This is a genomic window from Curtobacterium sp. PhB146, from assembly GCF_004342995.1.
Lineage (GTDB): Bacteria > Actinomycetota > Actinomycetes > Actinomycetales > Microbacteriaceae > Curtobacterium.
The window spans coordinates 898,655-917,786 of the sequence record NZ_SMBN01000001.1 but is presented as its reverse complement, the minus strand read 5'-3'; the positions used below and the strand labels follow the sequence as shown (position 1 = coordinate 917,786).

Below are 19,132 nucleotides of genomic sequence, written 5' to 3'. Positions count from 1 at the left end.
GCAGCCCCCGCCCCGCCCAGCCAGCTACCCCCGCAGCGGATCCGACGCGGCCACGTGCGCACCGTCCGCGAACCCGGCCACGAGCGCACGCAACGCGTCTTCGGAGGTGTGCCGGGCCTCCCATCCGAGCACCGACCGGGCACGGTCGGTCCGCATGATCGGCACGCCGGCCGCGATGTCGATCCAGCCGGCGTCCGTCGGCTGCAACCGCAGCCGCCACGTCAGCGTCACGATCCCGCGCAGCAGTCCCAGGGGGATCCGGACGGCGCCGAGCATGCCGAAAGCCCGGGCCAGCCGCGGCGGGTTGAGCACCGGCGACGCGGCGATGTTGAACGCTCCGCCGGCCCGCTGGTCGACGGTCCGCCAGTAGGCGTCCGCGACGTCGTCGGCGTGCACCGCCTGGAACACGAACGGGTACGGCAGGGGCAGCACGAGCCACCGGATCCACCGCACGATCGACATCGGCACGAGGTGTCCGAGGAACAGCCCGCGGATCTCAGCGGCGGCGTCCCGCTGGAAGATCAACCCCGGGCGCAGCCGTGTGACGACCACGGACGGATGGTCTGCCTCGAACGCGTCCATCGCCGCTTCGTTCTCGGCCTTGTGGATCGAGTACGTCGCGGTGGGGATGCCGTCGGTCGGCCAGCTCTCGTCGACCGGGGTCCGCTTGCGTGCGGCGTCGACGCCCCGGTAGGTCCCGACCGACGACGCGACGACGACCTGCGGCACCCCTGCTCGCGCCACGGCCGACAGCACGTTCGCGGTGCCGGTGACGTTCGTCCGGTACTGCAGCGGGATGTCGTGCGTCGGCTGCAGCGCCCAGGCCAGGTGGATCACGGCGTCGGCACCGGTGAAGACCGCGGTGAGCTGGCCGACCGCGTCGGACGCGCCGATGTCGACGGCGTGCCAGACGGCGGAACCGTACGGCTCCGCGTGCACGTCCGGCAGCCGCCGCGCGACGCCGACGATCTCGACGCTGCCGCCGCGCCCGTCGCTGTCGGAGGCACCGGGCGAAGCCCCGTCCGCCCGCGCGGCGACCCGCGCCTCCGCGAGCCGACGGAGCACCGCCGTCCCGACGTTGCCGGTCCCGCCGACGACGACGATCCGCATCAGGCGGCGGCCAGGGCGGGGTCGAGCACGACCTTGACGCAGCCGTCCTGCTTCTTCTGGAACACCTCGTACATGTGCGGGGCGTCCTCGAGCGACACCCGGTGCGTGGTCAGGTCGAGCGTGCCGAGCGGGTCCGACGGGTCCTGCACGAGCGGCATGATGTCGTCGATCCAGTGCTTCACGTTGCACTGGCCCTCGCGGATGGTGATCTGCTTGTCGAAGAGCGTCATCATCGGCATCGGGTCGGCCATGCCGCCGTAGACGCCGCTCAGGGACACGGTGCCGCCGCGACGGACCAGGTCGATCGCGGCGTGCACGGCTGCGAGCCGGTCGATGCCGGCGACCTCGATCGCCTTCTGCGCCAGGGCGTCGGGGAGCAGCCCGGCCGCACGCTGCGCGAAGCCGGCGACGGGGTTGCCGTGCGCCTCCATGCCGACGGCGTCGACGACCCCGTCGGGGCCGCGGCCGTCGGTCAGGTCGACGAGCTCCGGCACGGTGTCCTTGGTCAGGTCGAACACCTCGGCGCCGTGCTTCGCGCCGAGGTCGCGGCGGACCTGTTCGGGGTCGACGGCGAGCACCCGGTAGCCCAGGTGCTTGCCGATGCGGGCGGCGAACTGGCCGACGGGGCCGAGTCCGAGCACGGCGAGCGTGCCGCCCTCGGGCACGTTCGCGTACTGCACGGCCTGCCACGCGGTGGGCAGAATGTCGCTGAGGAACAGCCACCGGTCGTCGGGCGTGCCGTCGTCCGGGATCACGATGGGCCCGTAGTCCGCGTGCGGGACTCGGAGGTACTCGGCCTGGCCGCCGGGGACCTGGCCGTACATCTTCGTGTAGCCGAAGAGCGCCGCTCCCGAGCCGTACTCGGTGACCTGGGTGGTCTCGCACTGCGACTGCAGGCCGTTCTTGCACATCCAGCAGTGGCCGCACGAGATGTTGAAGGGGACGACGACGCGGTCGCCGACCTTGAGGTTCGTGACGGCGCTGCCGACCTCCTCCACGACGCCCATGGGCTCGTGGCCGAGGACGTCACCCTTGTCGATGTACGGGCCGAGGACCCGGTACAGGTGCAGGTCGGAGCCGCAGATCGCCGTGGACGTGATCCGCACGATCGCGTCGGTCGGTTCCTGGATGGTCGGGTCGGGGACGGTCTCGACGGACACCTTCTCGGTGCCCTGCCAGGTCAGTGCGCGCACGTCGCGTTCCTCTCGTGGTCGCTTCGGGCCGGCCGGGAGGCGCGGCTCGCTTCTCCCTCCTCGGTACGCGCCCGCCCCGTGGTGCGTTCACAGCCCCGCCTGGGTTCGGGGCTCCGTCGCCCGGTCAGACGACCGGATCCTCGAGCACCGTGGCGAGCACGCGCTCGTGCTCCGCGCGGTCGCCCGGGCCGGCGCTGCCCGCGAGCATGATGAGCGCCTTCCACAGCGCCCAGCCACGCGCCCGCGCCCACGCATCGGCGTCGAGCCCCACGGCCTCGTGGAACACCGGGCGCGCCGCCGGCTCGAGGAACGTCCACGCGAGCACGAGGTCGCAGGCCGGGTCGCCGACCCCGCACGTGCCGAAGTCGATCAGGGCGGCGAGGCGTCCCGCGTCGTCCACGAGCAGGTTGCCCGGCGCCACGTCCCCGTGGAACCAGACCCCCGGACGGTCCCAGGTCGAGGCGACCGCGTCGTCCCAGATGCGTTCGCACGCGGCACGGTCGACCTGCGCGCCCAGGGTGTCGAGCGCCGCGACGACCTCGGCGCCGTACACCGAGGGGTGCTCGCCACGGTGGAACGAGTGCACGCCGGCGGTCGGGCCCCCGGTGGCGGGGAGGCCCCGGAGCTGCCGGAGCACCGCGCCGACGTCAGCGGCGAAGCGCTCGTGGTCGAGGTCGACCGCACGCGCGGCCACCGTCCCGTCGAGCCACCGCCGGACCGACCACGGGAACGGGTACCCCTCGCCCGGTTCGCCGAGGCCGACCGGCTCGGGGACCGCGACGTCCAACCGGCGTGCCAGGTACGGCAGGACATCCTGCTCCTTCTCGACCCCGGGCACGTAGCCGGCAGCACTCGGGAGCCGGACGGACAGCGCGTCGCCGAGTCGGTACGTGCGGTTGTCCCACCCCTGGTGGTCGACCTCGCGCACGGGCAGGCCGTTCCACTCGGGGAACTGCGTCGCGACGAGTCGTTCCACGAGTGCGGCGTCGATCCGGGGCACTTCGGTGTGCATGGCCCCAGGGTAGGCCGACACCGCCGACCGGACCACGGGGGTCGGGCCGGCCGCCTGCCCTGGTGACCGGCGGGGCGGGCCGGCACCGGGCCTCCTGGCCGGGTCGTCAGGCGGGTTCTGCCAGGGCGAGCAGCGCGTCACGGGTGACCGCCAGCTCGCGTGCGTCCAGGTACGGCGGCATGGCGACAGCTGCTGCGAGCCCCTCGGCCGCGTGCCGGACGACCAACGTGCGGTCCTCGGGCAGGCCGTCGCGCGCGAACACCGCGCGCCAGTCCTCGGCGTCCGCGGCGACGACCGCCTCGACCCCCGGCACCGCCATCAGGCCGGTCCAGTGCGCCGTCGGCGAGAAGACCTCCATGGCGCGTTGGCTGCCGCCGCACAGGGTCCGCACGTAGGCGCGGAGGACCTTGCCGGGGCGATTCTCGGCCAGGTCGACGTGCCGCAGCACCTCGTCCTTGAACGTCGCGAGACCGTGCGCGGCGACGGCGAGGAGCAGCTCGTCCTTCGACGGGAAGTGGTGGAGCAGGCCGCTCTTGGAGACGCCGGCGTCCGCCGCGATCTCGGCGACGCTCACCCGGGTGCCGCGCTCGGCGAGCAGCCGCTCGGCGGCCTCGAGGACCGCCTGGCGGGTGCGCTCACGATCGCGGGTGCCGTCAGTGCTCATGACGACCCTCAGCGCTCATGACGACCTTCAGTGCTCATGCGGTCCATCCTGCCGGTTCGGGATCACCCGGAGTGCGACCGCGGCGGCGACGGCGAGCGCCACGGCCGCGCAGATCGAGGCGAGCTGCATGCCGCCGGTGAAGGCGTGCCGCGCGTGCTCGAGGATCGGGTCACCGTCCTGCAGGACCTGGGACGCCGACGCCAGGGACTCGCGGATCCGGTCGCCGACACCGCCGCTGACCGCGCCGCTCGTGACGTCGAGGTTCGACCGGTAGAAGGCGGTCTGCAGCGAGCCGAGCACTGCGATGCCGAGCGCGACGCCCAGTTCGTACCCGGTCTCCGAGATGGCCGAGGCCGCACCAGCACGCTCCCGCGGTGCCGCGGCGACGACTGCGTCGGTGGCCAGGGTCATCGAGACCCCGACGCCCAGGCCGACCACGGCGAGGGCGATCGCGATCCCCCAGTACGTCGGCAGCCCCTCGGCGAACGCGAGACCGGCCATGCCCACGGCGGCGACCGCCAGGCCGAGACCGATCGACCGGCCGGGTCCGACCCGCCGGGACAGCAGCCCGATGATCGCGATCACCGCGATCGAGGCCAGGGTCGCCGGCAGCTCGGCCGCTCCGGCGAGCAGCGGCGTGAACCCACGGACCAGCTGCAGGTACTGCGAGAAGAAGAACAGCAGCCCGCTCAGCGCGAAGACCGACAGCGAGTTCGCGACGACGGCGCCCGAGAACGCCGGGATCCGGAAGAGCTGCAGGTCGATGAGCGGCGTTGTGAGGCGCTTCTGGCGGCGGACGAACCACCAGCCGGCGCCGATGCCGAGGAGTGCCGTCAGGGGCACCGTCCAGTCGAACCCGTGCCCGGCGACGTGCTTCACGGCGTACACGAGCGGCACGATCGCCAGCACCGAGAGGACGGCGGAGAGCAGGTCGATCGGGGTGCGCGAGCCGCCCTTCGACTCGGGCAGCAGGATGGCTCCGGCGATGACGATCACGACGATGACGGGGATGTTGATGAGGAAGACCGAGCCCCACCAGAAGTGCTCGAGCAGCGCACCGCCGACGAGCGGTCCGGCGGCGGCACCACCCGTCGCACCCGCCGACCACACGGCAATCGCGGTGGTGCGCTGCCGGGCGTCGCGGAAGATCGTGCGCACCAGCGACAGGGTCGACGGCATCAGGGTCGCTCCGGCGATGCCGAGCAGTGCCCGCGCGGCGATGAGGAGCTCGGGCGTCTGCGCGAACGCTGCGGCGGCCGAGGCCAGGCCGAACGCGACCGCGCCGATGAGCAGCAGGCGCTTCCGGCCGATCCGGTCGGCGACGTTGCCCATCGTCACGAGCAGCCCAGCGAGCGCGAACGAGTAGACGTCGCCGATCCAGAGCACCTGCGTCGCGGTCGGGTCGAGGTCGGCGGTCAGCGACGGGACGGCGAGGGCCAGCACGGTGCCGTCGATCGCGAGCAGCACCACGGCCAGGGTGAGGACGCCGAGCGACGCCCATTCACGGACGGAGGCGCGGTGGATCGGGGCGGTGCTGGTGCTCGGGGTGGTTTCGGTCACCCGGAGACTCTAACCGACCACATGGTCGGTATTGCCGACTGCACAGTTGGCTGCCAGCGTCGTTCGCGCTCAGCCCCGCAGGCGGTCGCGTTCTGCCGGCGGCAGGTGCTCGGTCGCCGTGTGGCGCGCCGCAGGCGTCAGGAACCGTCCGCTCTTCTCGAGGAACGCCACGAGCGCCGCCTCCGAGGCGCGCTTGCCCGTCTCGCGCAGGACCCACCCCAGCGCCGACTGCACGGTGTCGCTCCGCTCCCGCACCAGGCGTCCAGCGATCCCGAGTGGCACCTCGGCGTCGCCCTGCTTCGCGAACGCCAGGGTCGCCACGACCGCGATCCGGCGCACCATCGCCACGTCGGACTTCACGAGCGCGAACAGCGGGCCAGTCGAGCCGCCCACGAGCGGCGCACCGACGAGCTCTTCGGCTGCCAGGTCGACCAGCGCCGGGTCGTCGAAGCGCTCGGCCTTCGCTGCCGACAGGTACTCGTCGGTCAGCTCCGGATCGGGGCGCTCGCGCATCGCCTGCACCAGGAGCAGCACGGCGATGAGCTTCGCGCCGTCGTCGTCGCTCCACAGCAGCGCGGAGCGCTCGCCGTCGTCGAGGCCTTCGAACCGCCGTGCGACCCGGCGTGCCGCCGCCACGTCCCCGCTGGTGCGCGCGAAGGCGACGAGCACGGCCTCCGCGTCGGCCCCGTTCCCAGCCCCGGTCCCGCCGCGCGATGTCATCCGGTCAAGGGTATCCGCGCCGCCCTGCCCGCACTTCGTGAGCAGCAATGGTCGGGTGCCCGAAGGCGACCCGACCATTCCTGCTCACGAAGGTCGCTCCATCCGGATCACCACCGCGACATCGTCGACGACGGCCTCGGCGACGAAGGCGATCGCTTCCCGCTGCGCTCCGGCGGCCAGCTCGATTCGACTGACCTGCGAGATCGCTCCTGGCACCTGATCGTTCTGGACGACCCACCACCTCCCCTCTCGATGCGCGTGCGATGTGAACGTCGTGGTCATGGGTCCTCGTTTCGTGGCGGGGAGCAGGTCCTGCGCAGCCCGGTTGCACCCCGTGGTGATACGCAGTACATTGGCCGTACACCCCCGGATGTCTCGACTACCGGGCGCGAAGCCCCGCCTCTGGCGGGGCTTCTGTACTTCTGGCACGCCAACTCTTCGGTCGCGTGATGACACCGTGAACGTCCGCGATCCTGTCGGGCAGCTGCGAGTCGCGCATGACGGCCGCCCGAACGTGACGTACATGGTCGGGCTCCAGTGCGAGGAGACTCCGCGCAGGGGAAGGGCTCGGGCACATGAGCCCGATCTCGACGCCACCCCTTTCGCGGACGATTCGCAGTGCGTCGACGAAGTCGGAGTCGTTCGACAGGACGAAGGCCGCGTCTACCAACCCGTCCATCGCATCGCAGACCAAGTGCGCAGCCAGACTCACGTCCGACCCCTTCTCCTCGATCTTCCGGACCCGCACAGTGCGCGGGGAACCGTCGTCGTCCAGTTCGAGCGGACTCTTCGCCATCCATCGCCGATCGGAACGGAACGTGCCGAAGTGCGTGGTGACCGCGGGGAGTGTCGCGAGGGCGCGCAGGTAAGCGCTCTGCCTGGAGGGCGCCGCCGGATCTTCCCCTTCGACGAAACGCACGCGCGCAGTGAAGTACCGCACGAGGACGACCTCGAAATCCGGGAGGAGCGTCTCGCTCAGCTTGAGGACGTCCAGCCACCGGCAATCCGGCCGGTGTTCCAGGGCGCGGCGGTAGAGATTGAAGCCGTCGATGTACACAGCAGCCCGCGGTTTGCGGCCGACCTCTTCCACACCCATCGGGACAGTCTGTCATGTGATGTTCCACTCGATGGAGTGAGCGTTCGCCGGGTGCGGGGCGCCCGCACTTCGTGAGCAGCAATGGTCGGGTGCCCGAAGGCGACCCGACCATTCCTGCTCACGAAGCGGTACGCCGCCAGCGCTCCCGGATCAGCGGAAGTGCATGTTCTTCAACGGGTCGACGAGCGTGCCGTTGCGCCGCGTCTCGACGTGCACGTGCGGGCCGGTCGACTGCCCGGTGTTGCCGGACTTCGCGATCTCGGTACCGAGCTTCACGATCTGGCCCTTCTTCACCTCGATCTTGCTGAGGTGGGCGGTGAGCACCGCGGTCATGCCGTAGGTCACGACGATGTAGTTGCCGTACGAGGCGTCGTTCGCCACGGTCTTGGTCACCTCGCCGGTGCCGGAGCCGTACACCGGGGTGCCGACGGGCACGGGCGCGTCGGTGCCCTGGTGGTAGCGCGGGACGTGTCCGGCGCCACGGTCGTCGCCGTACTTGCCGGTGATCTTCGTCCCGTTGACGGGCCATGCCAGTCCGGTGACGGGTCGGCTCGACCAGACGCGGGTGTCCTTGGCCCCGTAGAGCACGACGTTGCCGTCGACCTGCACGAGCAGGTTGCCGGAGCCGGCCGTGCCGGTGCGCGAGGTCCAGAGCGCGACCTTCTTGCGCGATGCGTCACGGGTCCAGATGACGAAGTTGCCCTTGGACTGCAGTTCGGCCCAGGCGCCAGGGTGCCCGCCGGTCCGAGACTGCCAGACGACTCGGCCGCTGACCTTCTGCACCAGGTTGCCGTCGGTGCGCATGTTGAGGATGCGTGTGTTCGTGGTGTCGGAGCGCAGCACGGTGCCGCCGAGGAGCGTGTTCCCCGAGGCGACCCGGTCCTGGTAGGTGGTCCAGTTCACGACGACGGACTTGCCGGCGAGCAGCGCCATGGTGCCGTCGGCGCGGATCTTCAGCGCCGTCGAGTTCACGGTGCCGGCCGAGGCCCAGCGCGCCAGTCGCTTGCCGTTCTTGGTGATGTCGAGGGCACGGTTCTTGCCGACGACCGCGATCGCACCGGGGGAACCGGCGGTGTTCGAGGCCCACAGCACGCGGTTCCCGATGCCGTACTCGACCAGGTTGCCGTCGCCCTGCATGATGAGCTTGAACTGGCCGTTCGGCGACGTCACCTGGTCGCCGGGGTTGATCTTGGTGCCGGCGGGTGCCGATCCGACCCACACCGCCGATGCTGCGGCGGGTTCAGCGGTCGCGACGAGGGCACCGGCGGCCAGGGCCAGCACCGTGAGCGCGCCGGCGAAGCGTGGGAGTCGGCGCGCACGTGCGACGGTCGACGGAGTGGTGGTCATGGATCCCCTGACTCGGAACCGACCACGCCCCTGCGCGGTCGTTCGGCGCTCGCCCTGTACGAGTCACCGAACGATGTTCGCTTTTCTGCGCGGGGCGCACAACCCCTTGACAGGGGGGTGCGGCTACGGCTGCTGGAAGAACTCCTTCGGTGTCGCCAGCAGTGCTTCGAGCTTGTGGAACGACTGCGTCCAGCCGGCGATGTTCATGTCGCGCATGAACTCGGGGAAGGGTCCCTGCGTCAGGGTGACGATCGTGCCGTCGCCGTCCTCGGCGAACTCGAGCGTCAGGGACAGCGCGGTGCCGTCCTCGACCCCCGGGATGCCGTGCGCGGTGGAGGTGCCGACGATGATCCGGTTCTCCTCGATCTGCTCGAGGGTCGAGGTGACGGGCGACGACCACTCGGCGTTGTCGTTGCTGACCATCGTGAGGTTCCAGGCGCCACCGACTCGCGCGTCGACCTCGACGGTGGCGACGGGGACGTGGAAGCCGAGGGGCCCGAACCAGAGCGCGAGCAGGGCCGGGTCGACGAACGCTCGGTAGACGTCGGCGACGGGGTGGGCGAAGCGGTGGGTGGCGTGGGCGGTGAACTGTTCGGTCATGACTGCTCCTGCGGATCGACGGTGAAGGCGGAACTGGCGGAACTGGCGGAACTGGCGGAACTGGCGGGTGGGGCGGTGGACGGGCTGCCCACCGGGGCAGGCGTGCGCTGGGCGGCGAGCAGGGCCTCCAGGCGGTCGAACCGGCGGTCCCAGTCGGGACGCAACCGGCCCAGCCAGGCGCCGAGCTCGTCGACGGCCTCGGGCCGGAGACGACACGTGCGCCACGTGCCGTGCCGCTCGCGCGTGATGAGGCCGGCGCGTTCGAGGACGCCGAGGTGCCGCGAGATCGCCGGGGCGCTGACGTCGAACGGCTCCGACAACTCGGAGACGGTCGCCTCACCCTTGCCGAGCCGTTCGACGATGCGCCGTCGGATCGGGTCGGCGAGCGCCGACAGGACGACGTCGGTGTGGTCGGGTTCCATCGTCGCCTCCTCGGTGAACCAACCGGTTAATTAACCGATGCGTTCAGTATGCGCGCCCTTCCGCGGGGGCGCAAGGCCTCACCGGAACCGGGACGGCGGGGCCCCGAACGCCTTCGAGAAGGCGGCGGTGAACGCCGCGGGGGTCGCGTAGCCGAGTCGGCCCGCCACCTCCGTCACGGTGCCGCGTCGCAGGGCCGGGAGGCTCGACAACAGTCGCGCACGCACCCGCCAGCTCGCGGACCCCACCCCCGTGGCCGCACGGAAGTGGCGGTCGAGGGTGCGTTCCGAGACGGCCGCCGCACGCGCCCAGTCGGCGTTCGTCACGTGGACGTCGGGCTCGGCCAGGTACGCCCGACACAGGTCGCGCAGGACACCCCGTGGCGGCAGCGAGACGCTCAGCGGGATCGGTGCGACGCGCTGCAGCTCGTGCAGGGCGAGCCGGACGAGGGTGCCGTCCCGGCCGCCGTCGTCGTACGGCACGTCGAGCGCGTTGGCGGCGCGCAGCACCTCGCGCAGCAGGGGCCCGACCTCGACGACGGTGCACCGTGTCGGCCACCAGGGCACGGCGTCCGGCTCGACGTACAGGCTCCAGGTGCTGACGTCGAGCATCCGGACCTCGTGGGGCACCCCGGGCGGGATGAGCACGGCCCGGTCGGTCGGCACGGTCCACGAGCCGTCGTCGGTCTCGACGAGCATGACGCCGCTCGCTCCGTAGAGCAGCTGCGCCCGTCGGTGCTCGTGCCGGGCGAGCAGGTGGTCCGGCGGGTAGTCGGTGCCGATCGGCAGGACGTCGAACGGCTGGTGGTCGAACTCGGAGACCGGGACGTTGCGCACACGACGAGGCTAGGTCTCGAAGGAACCTGCCGCACACCCGATCGTCCGCCGTGGTGATCCCCGCTGGGATGGAGGCATGTCGTTCATCGTGCTCGTGGTCATCGGGGTCCTGGTCGGGGTCACCACCGTCCTGTTCGGGTTCGGCGGTGGGTTCGTCACCGTGCCGATCATCACCGTCGCCGACGCAGCCCTCGGTGGCGACGCCGTCCGGGTGGCCACGGCGACCTCGGCCCTCGTGATGCTGGTGAACGCCGCCGTGGCCACCGCCTCGGCCCGGCGCGGCGCACTCGCGCCGCTCCGGGGCCGTTCGTCGCTGTTCGTCCTGCTCGGGGTCGGCGGCACGGTCGGGGTGCTCGCCGCACGAGAGGCACCGGACGCGCTCCTGCGCTGGGGCTTCGTCGTCTACCTCGGGGTCACGGTCGCCGACCTGCTCCTGCGCCCGGGCTTCCTGCGCAGCTCGGCGACGGATCGCGCGGTCGCGACCCGCGGCCGTGGACGCGACCACGGACCGACCCGTACCGGCGTACCGACCGCCACGGGCCTCCCGATCGGTGCGGTCGCGGCGTTCCTCGGCGTCGGCGGCAGCGTGGTGACGGTCCCGATGCTGCGCCGGTCCGGTGCCACCATGACGGCGGCGACCACGCTGGCGAACCCCCTCACGCTGGCGATCACGCTGCCCGCAGCCGCGGTGACCATGCTGCTGCCAGCGGTCGTCCCGCACGCCGCCGGACTCGTCGGCGCCGTCGACGTCCGGGCAGCCGTGGCCCTGCTGGTCGGCGCGATGCCGGTCATCGTGCTGCTCCGACGTCGCCCGCCGCACCTGCCCGAGGTCGTGCACGCCTGGGGGTACGTCGCACTGCTCGTCGCAGCGGGGATCGTCGTGGCCCTGGGCTGAGCAGGGAACCCCGGGGACAGGATGGGTGCATGCCGACGCCGAACCCCGCCTTCGTCCCGCCCGCCACGCAGACCTCGCGCCCGGACCTGCAGGGCACGTTCGGCATGGCGGCCGCGACACACTGGATCGCGACCGCCACCGCGCAGTCGGTGCTCGAACGCGGCGGCAACGCCTTCGACGCAGCCGTCGCGGGCGCGTTCGTCCTGCACGTGGTCGAACCGCACCTGAACGGCCCGGGCGGCGACCTGACGGCGGTGTTCGCGACGGCATCGAACCCGACCCCGGTCGTGCTCGTCGGCCAGGGTCCGGCGCCGGCCGGTGCGACACCCGAGCACTACCGCGCCGAGGGACTCGACCTCGTCCCCGGCTCCGGCGCACTCGCCGCCACCGTCCCGGGTGCCGTCGACGCGTGGCTGCTGCTGCTCCGCGACCACGGCACGTGGGAGCTCGCGGACGTCCTCGCGCCGGCGATCGGATACGCCCGTGACGGCCACCCGGTCGCAGCCGGGGTGGTCCGGACGATCACCGCCGTGCAGGGCCTGTTCCGTGACCACTGGCCCACGTCCGCCACGCAGTGGCTGCCAGGAGGCACGGTGCCGGTCCCCGGGGACCTGGTGCGCAACGAGGCGCTGGCCGCAGTGCTCGACCGGCTCCTCGACGCCGGTGACGGCTCCGGCAGCCGGACCGCCCGCATCGACGCCGCGCGGAGCGAGTGGGCCGAGGGCTTCGTCGCCGAGGCCATCGACCGCTTCGTGCGGGAGCCGCACCGACACGCGTCGGGCACCGACCACGCCGGGGTCGTCCGAGCGTCGGACCTGGCGGCGTTCCGGGCGTCGTACGAGCCCGCGGCGACGGCGGAGTTCCGCGGCTGCACGATCGCGAAGACCGGGCCGTGGGGCCAGGGTCCGGCACTCCTGCAGACCCTGCGGCTGCTCGAACCGCTCGACGACGCACTGCTCGACCCGTCGACGTCGGTCGGCGCACACACCATCGTCGAGGCGCAGAAGCTCGCCATGGCCGACCGCGAGGCGTTCTACGGCGACGGCGACGCCCCGCTCGACGTGCTGCTCTCCGACGCGTACACGGACGAGCGGCGTGCGCTGATCGGCGAGCGGGCCTCGGCCGAGCTGCGACCGGGCACGATCGCGGGCACCGAGCGGGCGATGCCGCCGGCCCGGACGTCGTACTCCGCTGGCGACGGCGCTGGTCTCGGCGAGCCGACCGTGCAGGTCGCGCGGGACACCGAGCGCGCGCCGGTCGCTCCGGTCGTTCCGGTCGCTCCGGTCGCTCCGGGCGAGGACCGCGGCGAGCCGTTCGTGGCCCCGGACGGCGAGACCCGGGGCGACACCTGCCACATCGACGTCGTGGACCGCTGGGGCAACATCGTCAGCGCGACACCGTCCGGCGGCTGGCTGCAGTCGTCGCCGACGATCCCGGAGCTCGGGTTCTGCCTGGGCACCCGGCTGCAGATGACCTGGCTCGAACCGGGCACGGCGTCGACGCTCCGCCCCGGCGAGCGCCCGCGAACGACCCTGACGCCGACCCTGGTGCTGCGTGACGGCGTCCCCGTGGCCGCGGTCGGTTCACCCGGCGGCGACCAGCAGGACCAGTGGCAGCTGCTGTTCCTGCTGCGGTGGATCGTCGGCGGGTACACCCCGCAGCAGGCGATCGACGCCCCGGCGCTGCACACGACGTCGTTCCCGGGGTCGTTCTGGCCGCGCACGTGGGAGCCGGCGGGGCTCGTGGGCGAGGACCGGCTCGGCGACGACGTCATCGCGGAACTCGAGGCACGCGGTCACGTCGTCACCCGCGCCGGCGACTGGAGCCTCGGACGGCTGACGTGCGTGACGCGGGACCCGGCGACGGGCGTACTCGGCGCCGCGGCGAACCCCCGCGGCGCCCAGGGCTACGCCGCCGGCCGCTGACCCGCCGTCGTTCTTTCCCAGAACACCCGCGCTGGAAAGCGGAATCGGGCGTACCTGGTCAGAACTTCCGACCAGGTACGCCCGATTCGACCAGCTACGCCGCGAGGCGCCCCGCGTCAGAGCGTCGGGACGACGACCGCGCGACCCGACAGCTCGCCGGCCTCGAGCTTCCGGTAGGCCTCGAGCGCGTCCGACAGCGCGTACCGCTCCACGTCGGGGACGATCTGCCCGGCGCGGTACATCGCGACGACCTCGTGCAGGTCCTCGATCGTGCCCCAGTAGGTGTTCGTGATCGTCGACTCGTACGGCGTCGCGAAGAAGTTCCACTCGGTGGTACCGCCGGCGATCCCGACGACGGTGAACCGGCCACCGACCGCCATCGAGGCCTGCGCGACCTTGATCGTGGGGGTGGCACCGACGAAGTCGAACGCAGCGTCGACCCCGCGGCCGCCGGTGATCTCGCGGATCGCGGCGGCCTGGTCCGGCCCGCCGGGCACCGTGATCGCGCCACGGGCGGCAGCGCGATCCATGGCGTCCTGCTTCATGTCGGTCGCGATCACCGTGGCGCCGGTGAGCGCGGTGAGGATCTGCACGGCGATCTGCCCGAGGCCGCCCAGCCCGACGACCAGCGCGTACTTGCCCCCGCCTGCCAGGTTCGGCAGCGCGTTCTTGATCGCGTGGTACGGCGTGAGTGCGGCGTCGCTGAGCGGTGCGGCAGCGATCGGATCGGCATCGCCGAGCGGCACGAGGTTGCGAGCGGGGACGCTGACGTACTCCGCCATGCCGCCGTCGCGCCCGAGGCCGATGCCCATGTAGGGGTTCGTCGCGGCGTTCTCGCAGTAGGTGTCCTGCCCCTTCGAGCAGTACGAGCAGTGCCCGCAGCCGACCGGCCCGTAGACCAGGTAGGCGTCGCCCTCGGTGAACCCGGTCACGCCGTCACCGACGGACTCGACCCAGCCGGAGTTCTCGTGCCCGAGCACGAACGGGGGCTGCTGCGACCCCGGAGCACCGGCGGCGAACTCGCGGTACACCGCGACGTCCGAGTGGCACGCACCGGCACCTGCGACCTTGAGGAGCACCTCCCCCGGACCAGGGGTGGGCTTCGGGACCTCCGTCAGGGACGGGAAGGTCTGGTACTGCTCGAACACGACGGCGCGCATGGTGGGTCTCCTTTGAACGCCATTCAGGCTACACCTGTCGTTGAACACGACACCTGTCGCCCAAAACCGAGAAGCCTGCGTCTTCGCCGTGAGCCGGTTGCGAGAACGTGCGTTCTCCGCTTGACTCGGCTGCGACGGTCCCGCTCGGGTCCGATCCCCCACACGAAAGGAGCGGCCATGCCCACGCGCACCGCACGCACCGCCTGGAACGGCGGCCTCAACGACGGTTCCGGCCAGGTCGAACTCTCCAGCTCGAAGGTCGGCACCTACGACGTCTCGTTCCCGAAGCGCGCCGCTGACGAGGCCGGTGGCAGCACCAGCCCCGAGGAGCTCATCGCCGCCGCACACTCGGCCTGCTACGCCATGCAGTTCTCCGCCGTCCTCGGCGAGGCCGGCGGCACGGTCGAGGCGCTCGACGTCAAGGCCGACGTCTCGCTCGGCCCGGACTCGGCTGGCGGCTTCAAGCTCACCGGCATCGCCCTGACCGTGCACGGTGAGGTCACCGGCATCGACGAGGCGACCTTCCTGAAGGCCGCCGAGGACGCCAAGGCGACCTGCCCGGTCAGCAAGGCGCTCACCGGCGTCGAGATCACGCTCGACGCGACGTTCGAGCAGTAGTCGGGTCGCGTCCGAGACGCGACCGACCACCTGACGGGAGGCCCGGTGCCAGCTGGCACCGGGCCTCCCGTCCGCTCTGGTCGCGTCCAGATCGCGACTGGCACCATGGTCGGATGGCCGAGCAGCACTTCCCCGGCGAGCCCAAGCCGGGGCGCCCACACCGGCCACCCCGCCCCCGACGCCGCAGCCTGGCGCAGCACGACCTGCGCGACGCTCGTGCGCGACTGCGTGGCACGATCTACGAGCACGTCGAACCCGACGCCAAGGGTCGCGACCAGTACACCGCCGCCCAGATCGTCGACTTCTGCCTCGACCTGGCCGAGGTGATGCTCGCCTCCGGCGCCGACACCCGCAGCGTCGAGACCGCCGTCGTCGCGGTGTCGACGAAGTGGAACCTGGCCCCGCTCGACCTCGACTTCTCCGGCAGCTCGGTGACGATCCAGTACGCGCCGGCCGACATCCCGCCGCTCGTGAAGGTCCGGACAGTGAGTTCCGACGGCTCCGACCTCGACCGGCTCGCGCGCGCGAACCAGATCGTCGACGACCTGATCCACGACCAACGGGACATGACCTCGGGCGTGAGCGCCCTCGTGGCGGTGCTGCGGATGCCGCCGCGCTGGCCCACGTGGCTCGCCGACGTCGGACTCTCGATCCTGGGGACCTCGATCGCGATGCAGGCCGGTGGCGGGTGGCGAGCGGGCATCGGCGCCTTCGTGCTGATGTTCGGGATCATCCTGTCCGGGCGCTGGCTGACCGGCCGTGGCTACCCGCAGTTCTTCGTGTCCGGGGCGCAGGGAGCGGTCGCGTCGGTGATCGGCACCCTGGCCATCGGCGTGGGCGTCCTGCACCCGGCGGGTGCCGCCACGATGGTGGCGGCCCTGGTGGTGCTGCTCCTGCCGCACGTCTCACTCGTGACGTGGGCCCAGGACGCGATCTCCGGCTTCCGTGCGATGGCGGTCGCCCGGGCGTTCTACATCGGCTTGGTCATCGCCGCCATCGTCGTGGGGGTGCCCGCGGGGATCGCGATGACGAAGTGGCTGCACCTCGAGGTCGACCCGTCGGGCATCGTCACCCAGGCGTTGCCGTTGTGGGCGTCGCTCTCGCTCACGGTGGTGTCGGCCGGGGCGAACTGCTTCGTGCAGCAGGCCAGTGCGCGGGTGATCCCCGTCGCCGTGGTGTTCTCGGTGGCCGCGGGGGCCTCGCTGTGGGGGCTGCGGCAGCTCGGCCTGCCGCTGCTCGGCGCGACGTTCCTGGCCGCGGTCCTGCTCGGTGTGCTGTCCACCTACGCAGCGGCGCGGATGCGGACCGCGGTCGCGGCGATCGCGGTGCCGGCGTTCTGCGGAGCGCTGCTGCCCGGTGTCGCCGTGTCGAACGCACTGCTGAACTTCATGTCGGGCTCGTCGAGTGCGGCCCTCGACTTCGTGGCCGCGGTCTCCGTGGCGCTCGGGATCGGCGCCGGGCTCGTGCTCGGCGGCCTGTTCGCGACACCTGGTGCGCGCCGTGCGCTCCGGCGGACCCGTCGGGTCGTCGTGCACTCGGTCCACAACGACACCACGGCGCTCCGGGTCATCCGCGACACCGGGTACGACCCCGGCGACGGCTCGGTGCCGCGCGGGTCACGGTCGGCGCCGGACGGACGCTGACGGTGCGGCGCTCCGGACGGACGCTGACGGTGCGGCGCTCCGGACGGGCGCTGCCGGTCCGGCGCTCCGGACGGGCGCTGCCGGTCCGGGCTCAGATGTCCCAGCTGCCGTCGTCGCTCCACGTCGCGTGCCGGCGGGCGGCCTGCGGCTCGTAACGCTCCATCCAGCCGCGCTCGAGTCGGGCCACCGCACGGTCGAACGCCGGCACCAGGTCGAGGTCCGTGCGGAGCAGGGCCTGGAGCTGCAGGCCTTCGTACAGCGCGATGAGCTGTTCGGCTCCGCGGCGGGGTTCCATGGTGTGCGGGGCGCGGCCGACGGCGATGTCGTGCTCGAGGCCGCGCTTCACCTGGGCGTAGAAGAGCTGGTAGCGCGACCGCAGGTAGGTCGCCATCGGGTGCTCGGCGTTGCCCGCGACGGACAGCAGAGCGACGAGCAGGCGCATGAGCGCGGGGTCCTCGGCGTTCGACGCGACGATCGCGCGCAGGAGCTCGACGGTCGAACCGTCGCCGACCTCGCGGGTGACCTCGTCCATCCGACCGCCGTTCCAGCGGTCGACGGCCGCGAGCACCAGGCCGTCCCAGGACGGGAAGTGCTGCTGGAGCTCCTCGACGGGGATGCCCATCCGCTCGGCCACGTGCACGGCGCGTGCTTCGTGGAAGGGGACGTCACGGAGCAGGTCGACGGTGGCCCCCACGATCGTGATCCGGAGGTGCAGGGTGGCCGCCGCGGCCGCTGCGGCCTGCGTGTCGGCGCTGGTGTTCTCGAGCATCTTGCCCTCCGTCGTTCCACGGACGTCCTGTCCGAGGTCTCCCCGAGTCCGGGGCACGTCCATCCAAACGCAGAACGGGGGACAACAGAATCCCCGGTACGGGTGTCAGCACATGGGGGGACACGGACACCGGCACCACGCCCAGCGCGTTCGCACGGATCCGTGTGACGATGCCGGGCATGACCCCGAACGACCCCACCGCACAGGGACTCGCGACGATGGCCTCGGCCGGCTTCGAGTTCGGCGGCGACCCGGAGCAGGTCGCGCACGACGTCCGCGCGATGTGGGAACAGCTCGGGCGGCCCGCGGGCGCGTTCGGGGCGGCGGCCCAGGCGATCGCCGTGTTGCCGCAGCGCCCCGAGGTACCGATCGCCGACCAGGCCCGGCGCCGTGCGTTCGAGCACGCGATCGGCATCAACCCGGTCGAGGTCGAGCTCGCGGCAGCACTGTCGGCGCGGGAGCTCCTCGAGCGGATGGCGCGCGCGGTCACCTGCTGACGTCGCCACGGCCCGCAGACGGGACCACCCGGACGACGGGAGGCGCGGTACCCACCGGCACCGCGCCTCCCGTCAGCCCGTCGGCGGCGCCCTACGGCGTCGGCATCCCACCGTCGACGTGCAGCGTCTCGCCCACGACGTACGACGACTCACCGCTCGCCAGGAACACGTACGCCGGCGCGAGCTCGGCCGGCTGGCCCCAGCGACCCAGGTAGGTCTGCTCCCCCGCGGACGGCAGCGCCTCGGGCGGCTGCCCACCGGCCGGCTGCAGCGGCGTCCAGATCGGCCCCGGCGCGACGGCGTTGACGCGGATGCCCTTCGGCGCGAGCTGCGCAGCCAGGCCCTTCGCCAGGTTGTTCACGGTGGCCTTCGTGGCCGCGTAGTGCACCAGGTGCGGCGACGGCGCGTAGGCCTGGATCGACGTCGTGTTGATGATCGTGGAGCCCGGCTGCAGGTGCGGCACGGCGGCCTTCGTGATCCGGAAGGTCGCGTAGGCGTTCGTCTTGAAGGTCTCGTCGAACTCCTCGTCCGAGATGTCCTCGATCGAGGAGACGTTCTGCTGCTTGCCCGCGTTGTTCACCAGGATGTCGATCCCGCCGAGCTGCGCGACGGTGTCGGCGACGATCTGCTCGCAGACCGCGAGCGAGGTGATGTCGCCGGGCAGCGCGACGGCCTTGCGGCCGGCTGCCTCGATGAGCGCGACGATGCGGTCGGCGTCCTCCTGCTCCTCGGGCAGGTACGAGATCGCGACGTCGGCGCCCTCGCGTGCGTAGGCGATGGCGACCGCTGCGCCGATGCCCGAGTCGCCACCGGTGACGAGGGCCTTGCGGCCCGTCAGCCGTCCGGAGCCGCGGTAGGTGTCCTCGCCGTGGTCGGCGGGGACGTTCTCCGCCGTCTCGGCGTCGGTGCCGGCGCCCTCGAGGTACTGCTCGTCGGGCTTCTTGTCGGCGTACATCTTCGTCGGGTCCTGCATGGAGTACTGGTCGAGCGCTGCCTGGTCGAGCCCTGCCTGGTCGTTCTGCTGGTCCGTCATGCCGCCGACGGTACGCAGGGGCGCACCACGGGCC

20 protein-coding genes are annotated in these 19,132 nt (G+C 72.1%); 5 read left to right on the top strand and 15 right to left on the bottom strand.

All coding sequences use genetic code 11. The annotated features are described in order from the left end of the window. Nucleotides 1–24: 24 nt before the first annotated feature. From EDF33_RS04470 to EDF33_RS04415, 12 genes are all read right to left on the bottom strand, one after another. A complete protein-coding gene (locus EDF33_RS04470; protein WP_132099383.1) occupies nucleotides 25–1,110 on the bottom strand; it encodes an NAD-dependent epimerase/dehydratase family protein in 1,086 nt (361 codons plus the stop codon). Beyond that, complete coding sequence (locus EDF33_RS04465; RefSeq protein WP_132099382.1) at nucleotides 1,110–2,303, bottom strand: zinc-dependent alcohol dehydrogenase; 1,194 nt, start codon at nucleotides 2,301–2,303, stop codon at nucleotides 1,110–1,112. Before EDF33_RS04465 ends, EDF33_RS04470 begins: the two co-directional genes overlap by 1 nt. A gap of 124 nt (nucleotides 2,304–2,427) precedes the next feature. Beyond that, complete coding sequence (locus tag EDF33_RS04460; protein ID WP_132099381.1) at nucleotides 2,428–3,315, bottom strand: aminoglycoside phosphotransferase family protein; 888 nt, start codon at nucleotides 3,313–3,315, stop codon at nucleotides 2,428–2,430. Nucleotides 3,316–3,421: 106 nt separating this feature from the next. Continuing rightward, complete coding sequence (locus EDF33_RS04455) at nucleotides 3,422–3,979, bottom strand: TetR/AcrR family transcriptional regulator (protein WP_123294868.1); 558 nt, start codon at nucleotides 3,977–3,979, stop codon at nucleotides 3,422–3,424. A 27-nt stretch (nucleotides 3,980–4,006) separates the two neighbouring features. Next, complete coding sequence (locus EDF33_RS04450) at nucleotides 4,007–5,539, bottom strand: MFS transporter (RefSeq protein WP_243648991.1); 1,533 nt, start codon at nucleotides 5,537–5,539, stop codon at nucleotides 4,007–4,009. Between the two features lie 69 nt (nucleotides 5,540–5,608). Continuing rightward, complete coding sequence (locus EDF33_RS04445; protein ID WP_165918711.1) at nucleotides 5,609–6,259, bottom strand: DNA alkylation repair protein; 651 nt, start codon at nucleotides 6,257–6,259, stop codon at nucleotides 5,609–5,611. 84 nt (nucleotides 6,260–6,343) lie between these two features. Then, on the bottom strand, nucleotides 6,344–6,541 hold the full coding sequence (locus EDF33_RS04440) for a hypothetical protein (protein WP_131844824.1): 198 nt from the start codon (nucleotides 6,539–6,541) through the stop codon (nucleotides 6,344–6,346). A 97-nt stretch (nucleotides 6,542–6,638) separates the two neighbouring features. After that, nucleotides 6,639–7,355 carry an NYN domain-containing protein gene (locus EDF33_RS04435; RefSeq protein WP_132099379.1) on the bottom strand — a complete coding sequence of 239 codons (717 nt, stop codon included), beginning with the start codon at nucleotides 7,353–7,355 and terminating at the stop codon, nucleotides 6,639–6,641. Between the two features lie 150 nt (nucleotides 7,356–7,505). Further along, nucleotides 7,506–8,702 (bottom strand): peptidoglycan DD-metalloendopeptidase family protein, encoded by a 1,197-nt coding sequence (locus tag EDF33_RS20675; protein ID WP_131922762.1) that lies wholly within the window; start codon nucleotides 8,700–8,702, stop codon nucleotides 7,506–7,508. A gap of 123 nt (nucleotides 8,703–8,825) precedes the next feature. Next, entirely contained in the window at nucleotides 8,826–9,302 is a 477-nt protein-coding gene (locus tag EDF33_RS04425) for an SRPBCC domain-containing protein (RefSeq protein WP_111085859.1), read from the bottom strand. Beyond that, the gene (locus EDF33_RS04420; protein WP_132099378.1) at nucleotides 9,299–9,724 is read right to left on the bottom strand and encodes a metalloregulator ArsR/SmtB family transcription factor; all 426 of its coding nucleotides are present in this window, start codon (nucleotides 9,722–9,724) and stop codon (nucleotides 9,299–9,301) included. The genes EDF33_RS04425 and EDF33_RS04420 overlap by 4 nt, the downstream gene beginning before the upstream one ends. Nucleotides 9,725–9,802: 78 nt before the next feature. Next, on the bottom strand, nucleotides 9,803–10,558 hold the full coding sequence (locus EDF33_RS04415) for a helix-turn-helix transcriptional regulator (protein WP_132099377.1): 756 nt from the start codon (nucleotides 10,556–10,558) through the stop codon (nucleotides 9,803–9,805). Between the two features lie 76 nt (nucleotides 10,559–10,634). On the opposite strand from EDF33_RS04415, the gene EDF33_RS04410 reads away from it, so the two are divergent. Together EDF33_RS04410 and EDF33_RS04405 are read left to right on the top strand one after the other, a co-directional pair. Further along, nucleotides 10,635–11,453: a sulfite exporter TauE/SafE family protein gene (locus tag EDF33_RS04410; protein WP_131844830.1), complete on the top strand. Its 819-nt coding sequence runs from the start codon at nucleotides 10,635–10,637 to the stop codon at nucleotides 11,451–11,453. A 104-nt stretch (nucleotides 11,454–11,557) separates the two neighbouring features. Further along, nucleotides 11,558–13,378: a gamma-glutamyltransferase gene (locus EDF33_RS04405; RefSeq protein ID WP_207906652.1), complete on the top strand. Its 1,821-nt coding sequence runs from the start codon at nucleotides 11,558–11,560 to the stop codon at nucleotides 13,376–13,378. 116 nt (nucleotides 13,379–13,494) lie between these two features. Here EDF33_RS04405 and EDF33_RS04400 read toward each other — a convergent pair whose 3' ends face one another. Next, the gene (locus EDF33_RS04400; RefSeq protein ID WP_131844832.1) at nucleotides 13,495–14,538 is read right to left on the bottom strand and encodes an NAD(P)-dependent alcohol dehydrogenase; all 1,044 of its coding nucleotides are present in this window, start codon (nucleotides 14,536–14,538) and stop codon (nucleotides 13,495–13,497) included. Between the two features lie 177 nt (nucleotides 14,539–14,715). Between EDF33_RS04400 and EDF33_RS04395 the strand changes: the two genes are divergently transcribed. Together EDF33_RS04395 and EDF33_RS04390 are read left to right on the top strand one after the other, a co-directional pair. Next, nucleotides 14,716–15,156, top strand: a complete 441-nt coding sequence (locus EDF33_RS04395) for an OsmC family protein (protein ID WP_123339114.1) — start codon at nucleotides 14,716–14,718, stop codon at nucleotides 15,154–15,156. 113 nt (nucleotides 15,157–15,269) lie between these two features. Continuing rightward, nucleotides 15,270–16,799 (top strand): threonine/serine exporter family protein, encoded by a 1,530-nt coding sequence (locus EDF33_RS04390; protein ID WP_123937295.1) that lies wholly within the window; start codon nucleotides 15,270–15,272, stop codon nucleotides 16,797–16,799. A 91-nt stretch (nucleotides 16,800–16,890) separates the two neighbouring features. Here the strand turns inward: EDF33_RS04390 and EDF33_RS04385 are convergent, their stop codons facing one another. Next, entirely contained in the window at nucleotides 16,891–17,568 is a 678-nt protein-coding gene (locus tag EDF33_RS04385) for a TetR/AcrR family transcriptional regulator (protein WP_132099375.1), read from the bottom strand. A 179-nt stretch (nucleotides 17,569–17,747) separates the two neighbouring features. On the opposite strand from EDF33_RS04385, the gene EDF33_RS04380 reads away from it, so the two are divergent. Then, nucleotides 17,748–18,065, top strand: a complete 318-nt coding sequence (locus EDF33_RS04380) for a hypothetical protein (protein WP_123937293.1) — start codon at nucleotides 17,748–17,750, stop codon at nucleotides 18,063–18,065. A gap of 91 nt (nucleotides 18,066–18,156) precedes the next feature. Here the strand turns inward: EDF33_RS04380 and EDF33_RS04375 are convergent, their stop codons facing one another. Further along, entirely contained in the window at nucleotides 18,157–19,098 is a 942-nt protein-coding gene (locus EDF33_RS04375) for an SDR family oxidoreductase (protein ID WP_132099374.1), read from the bottom strand. Between the last annotated feature and the right edge of the window lie 34 nt (nucleotides 19,099–19,132).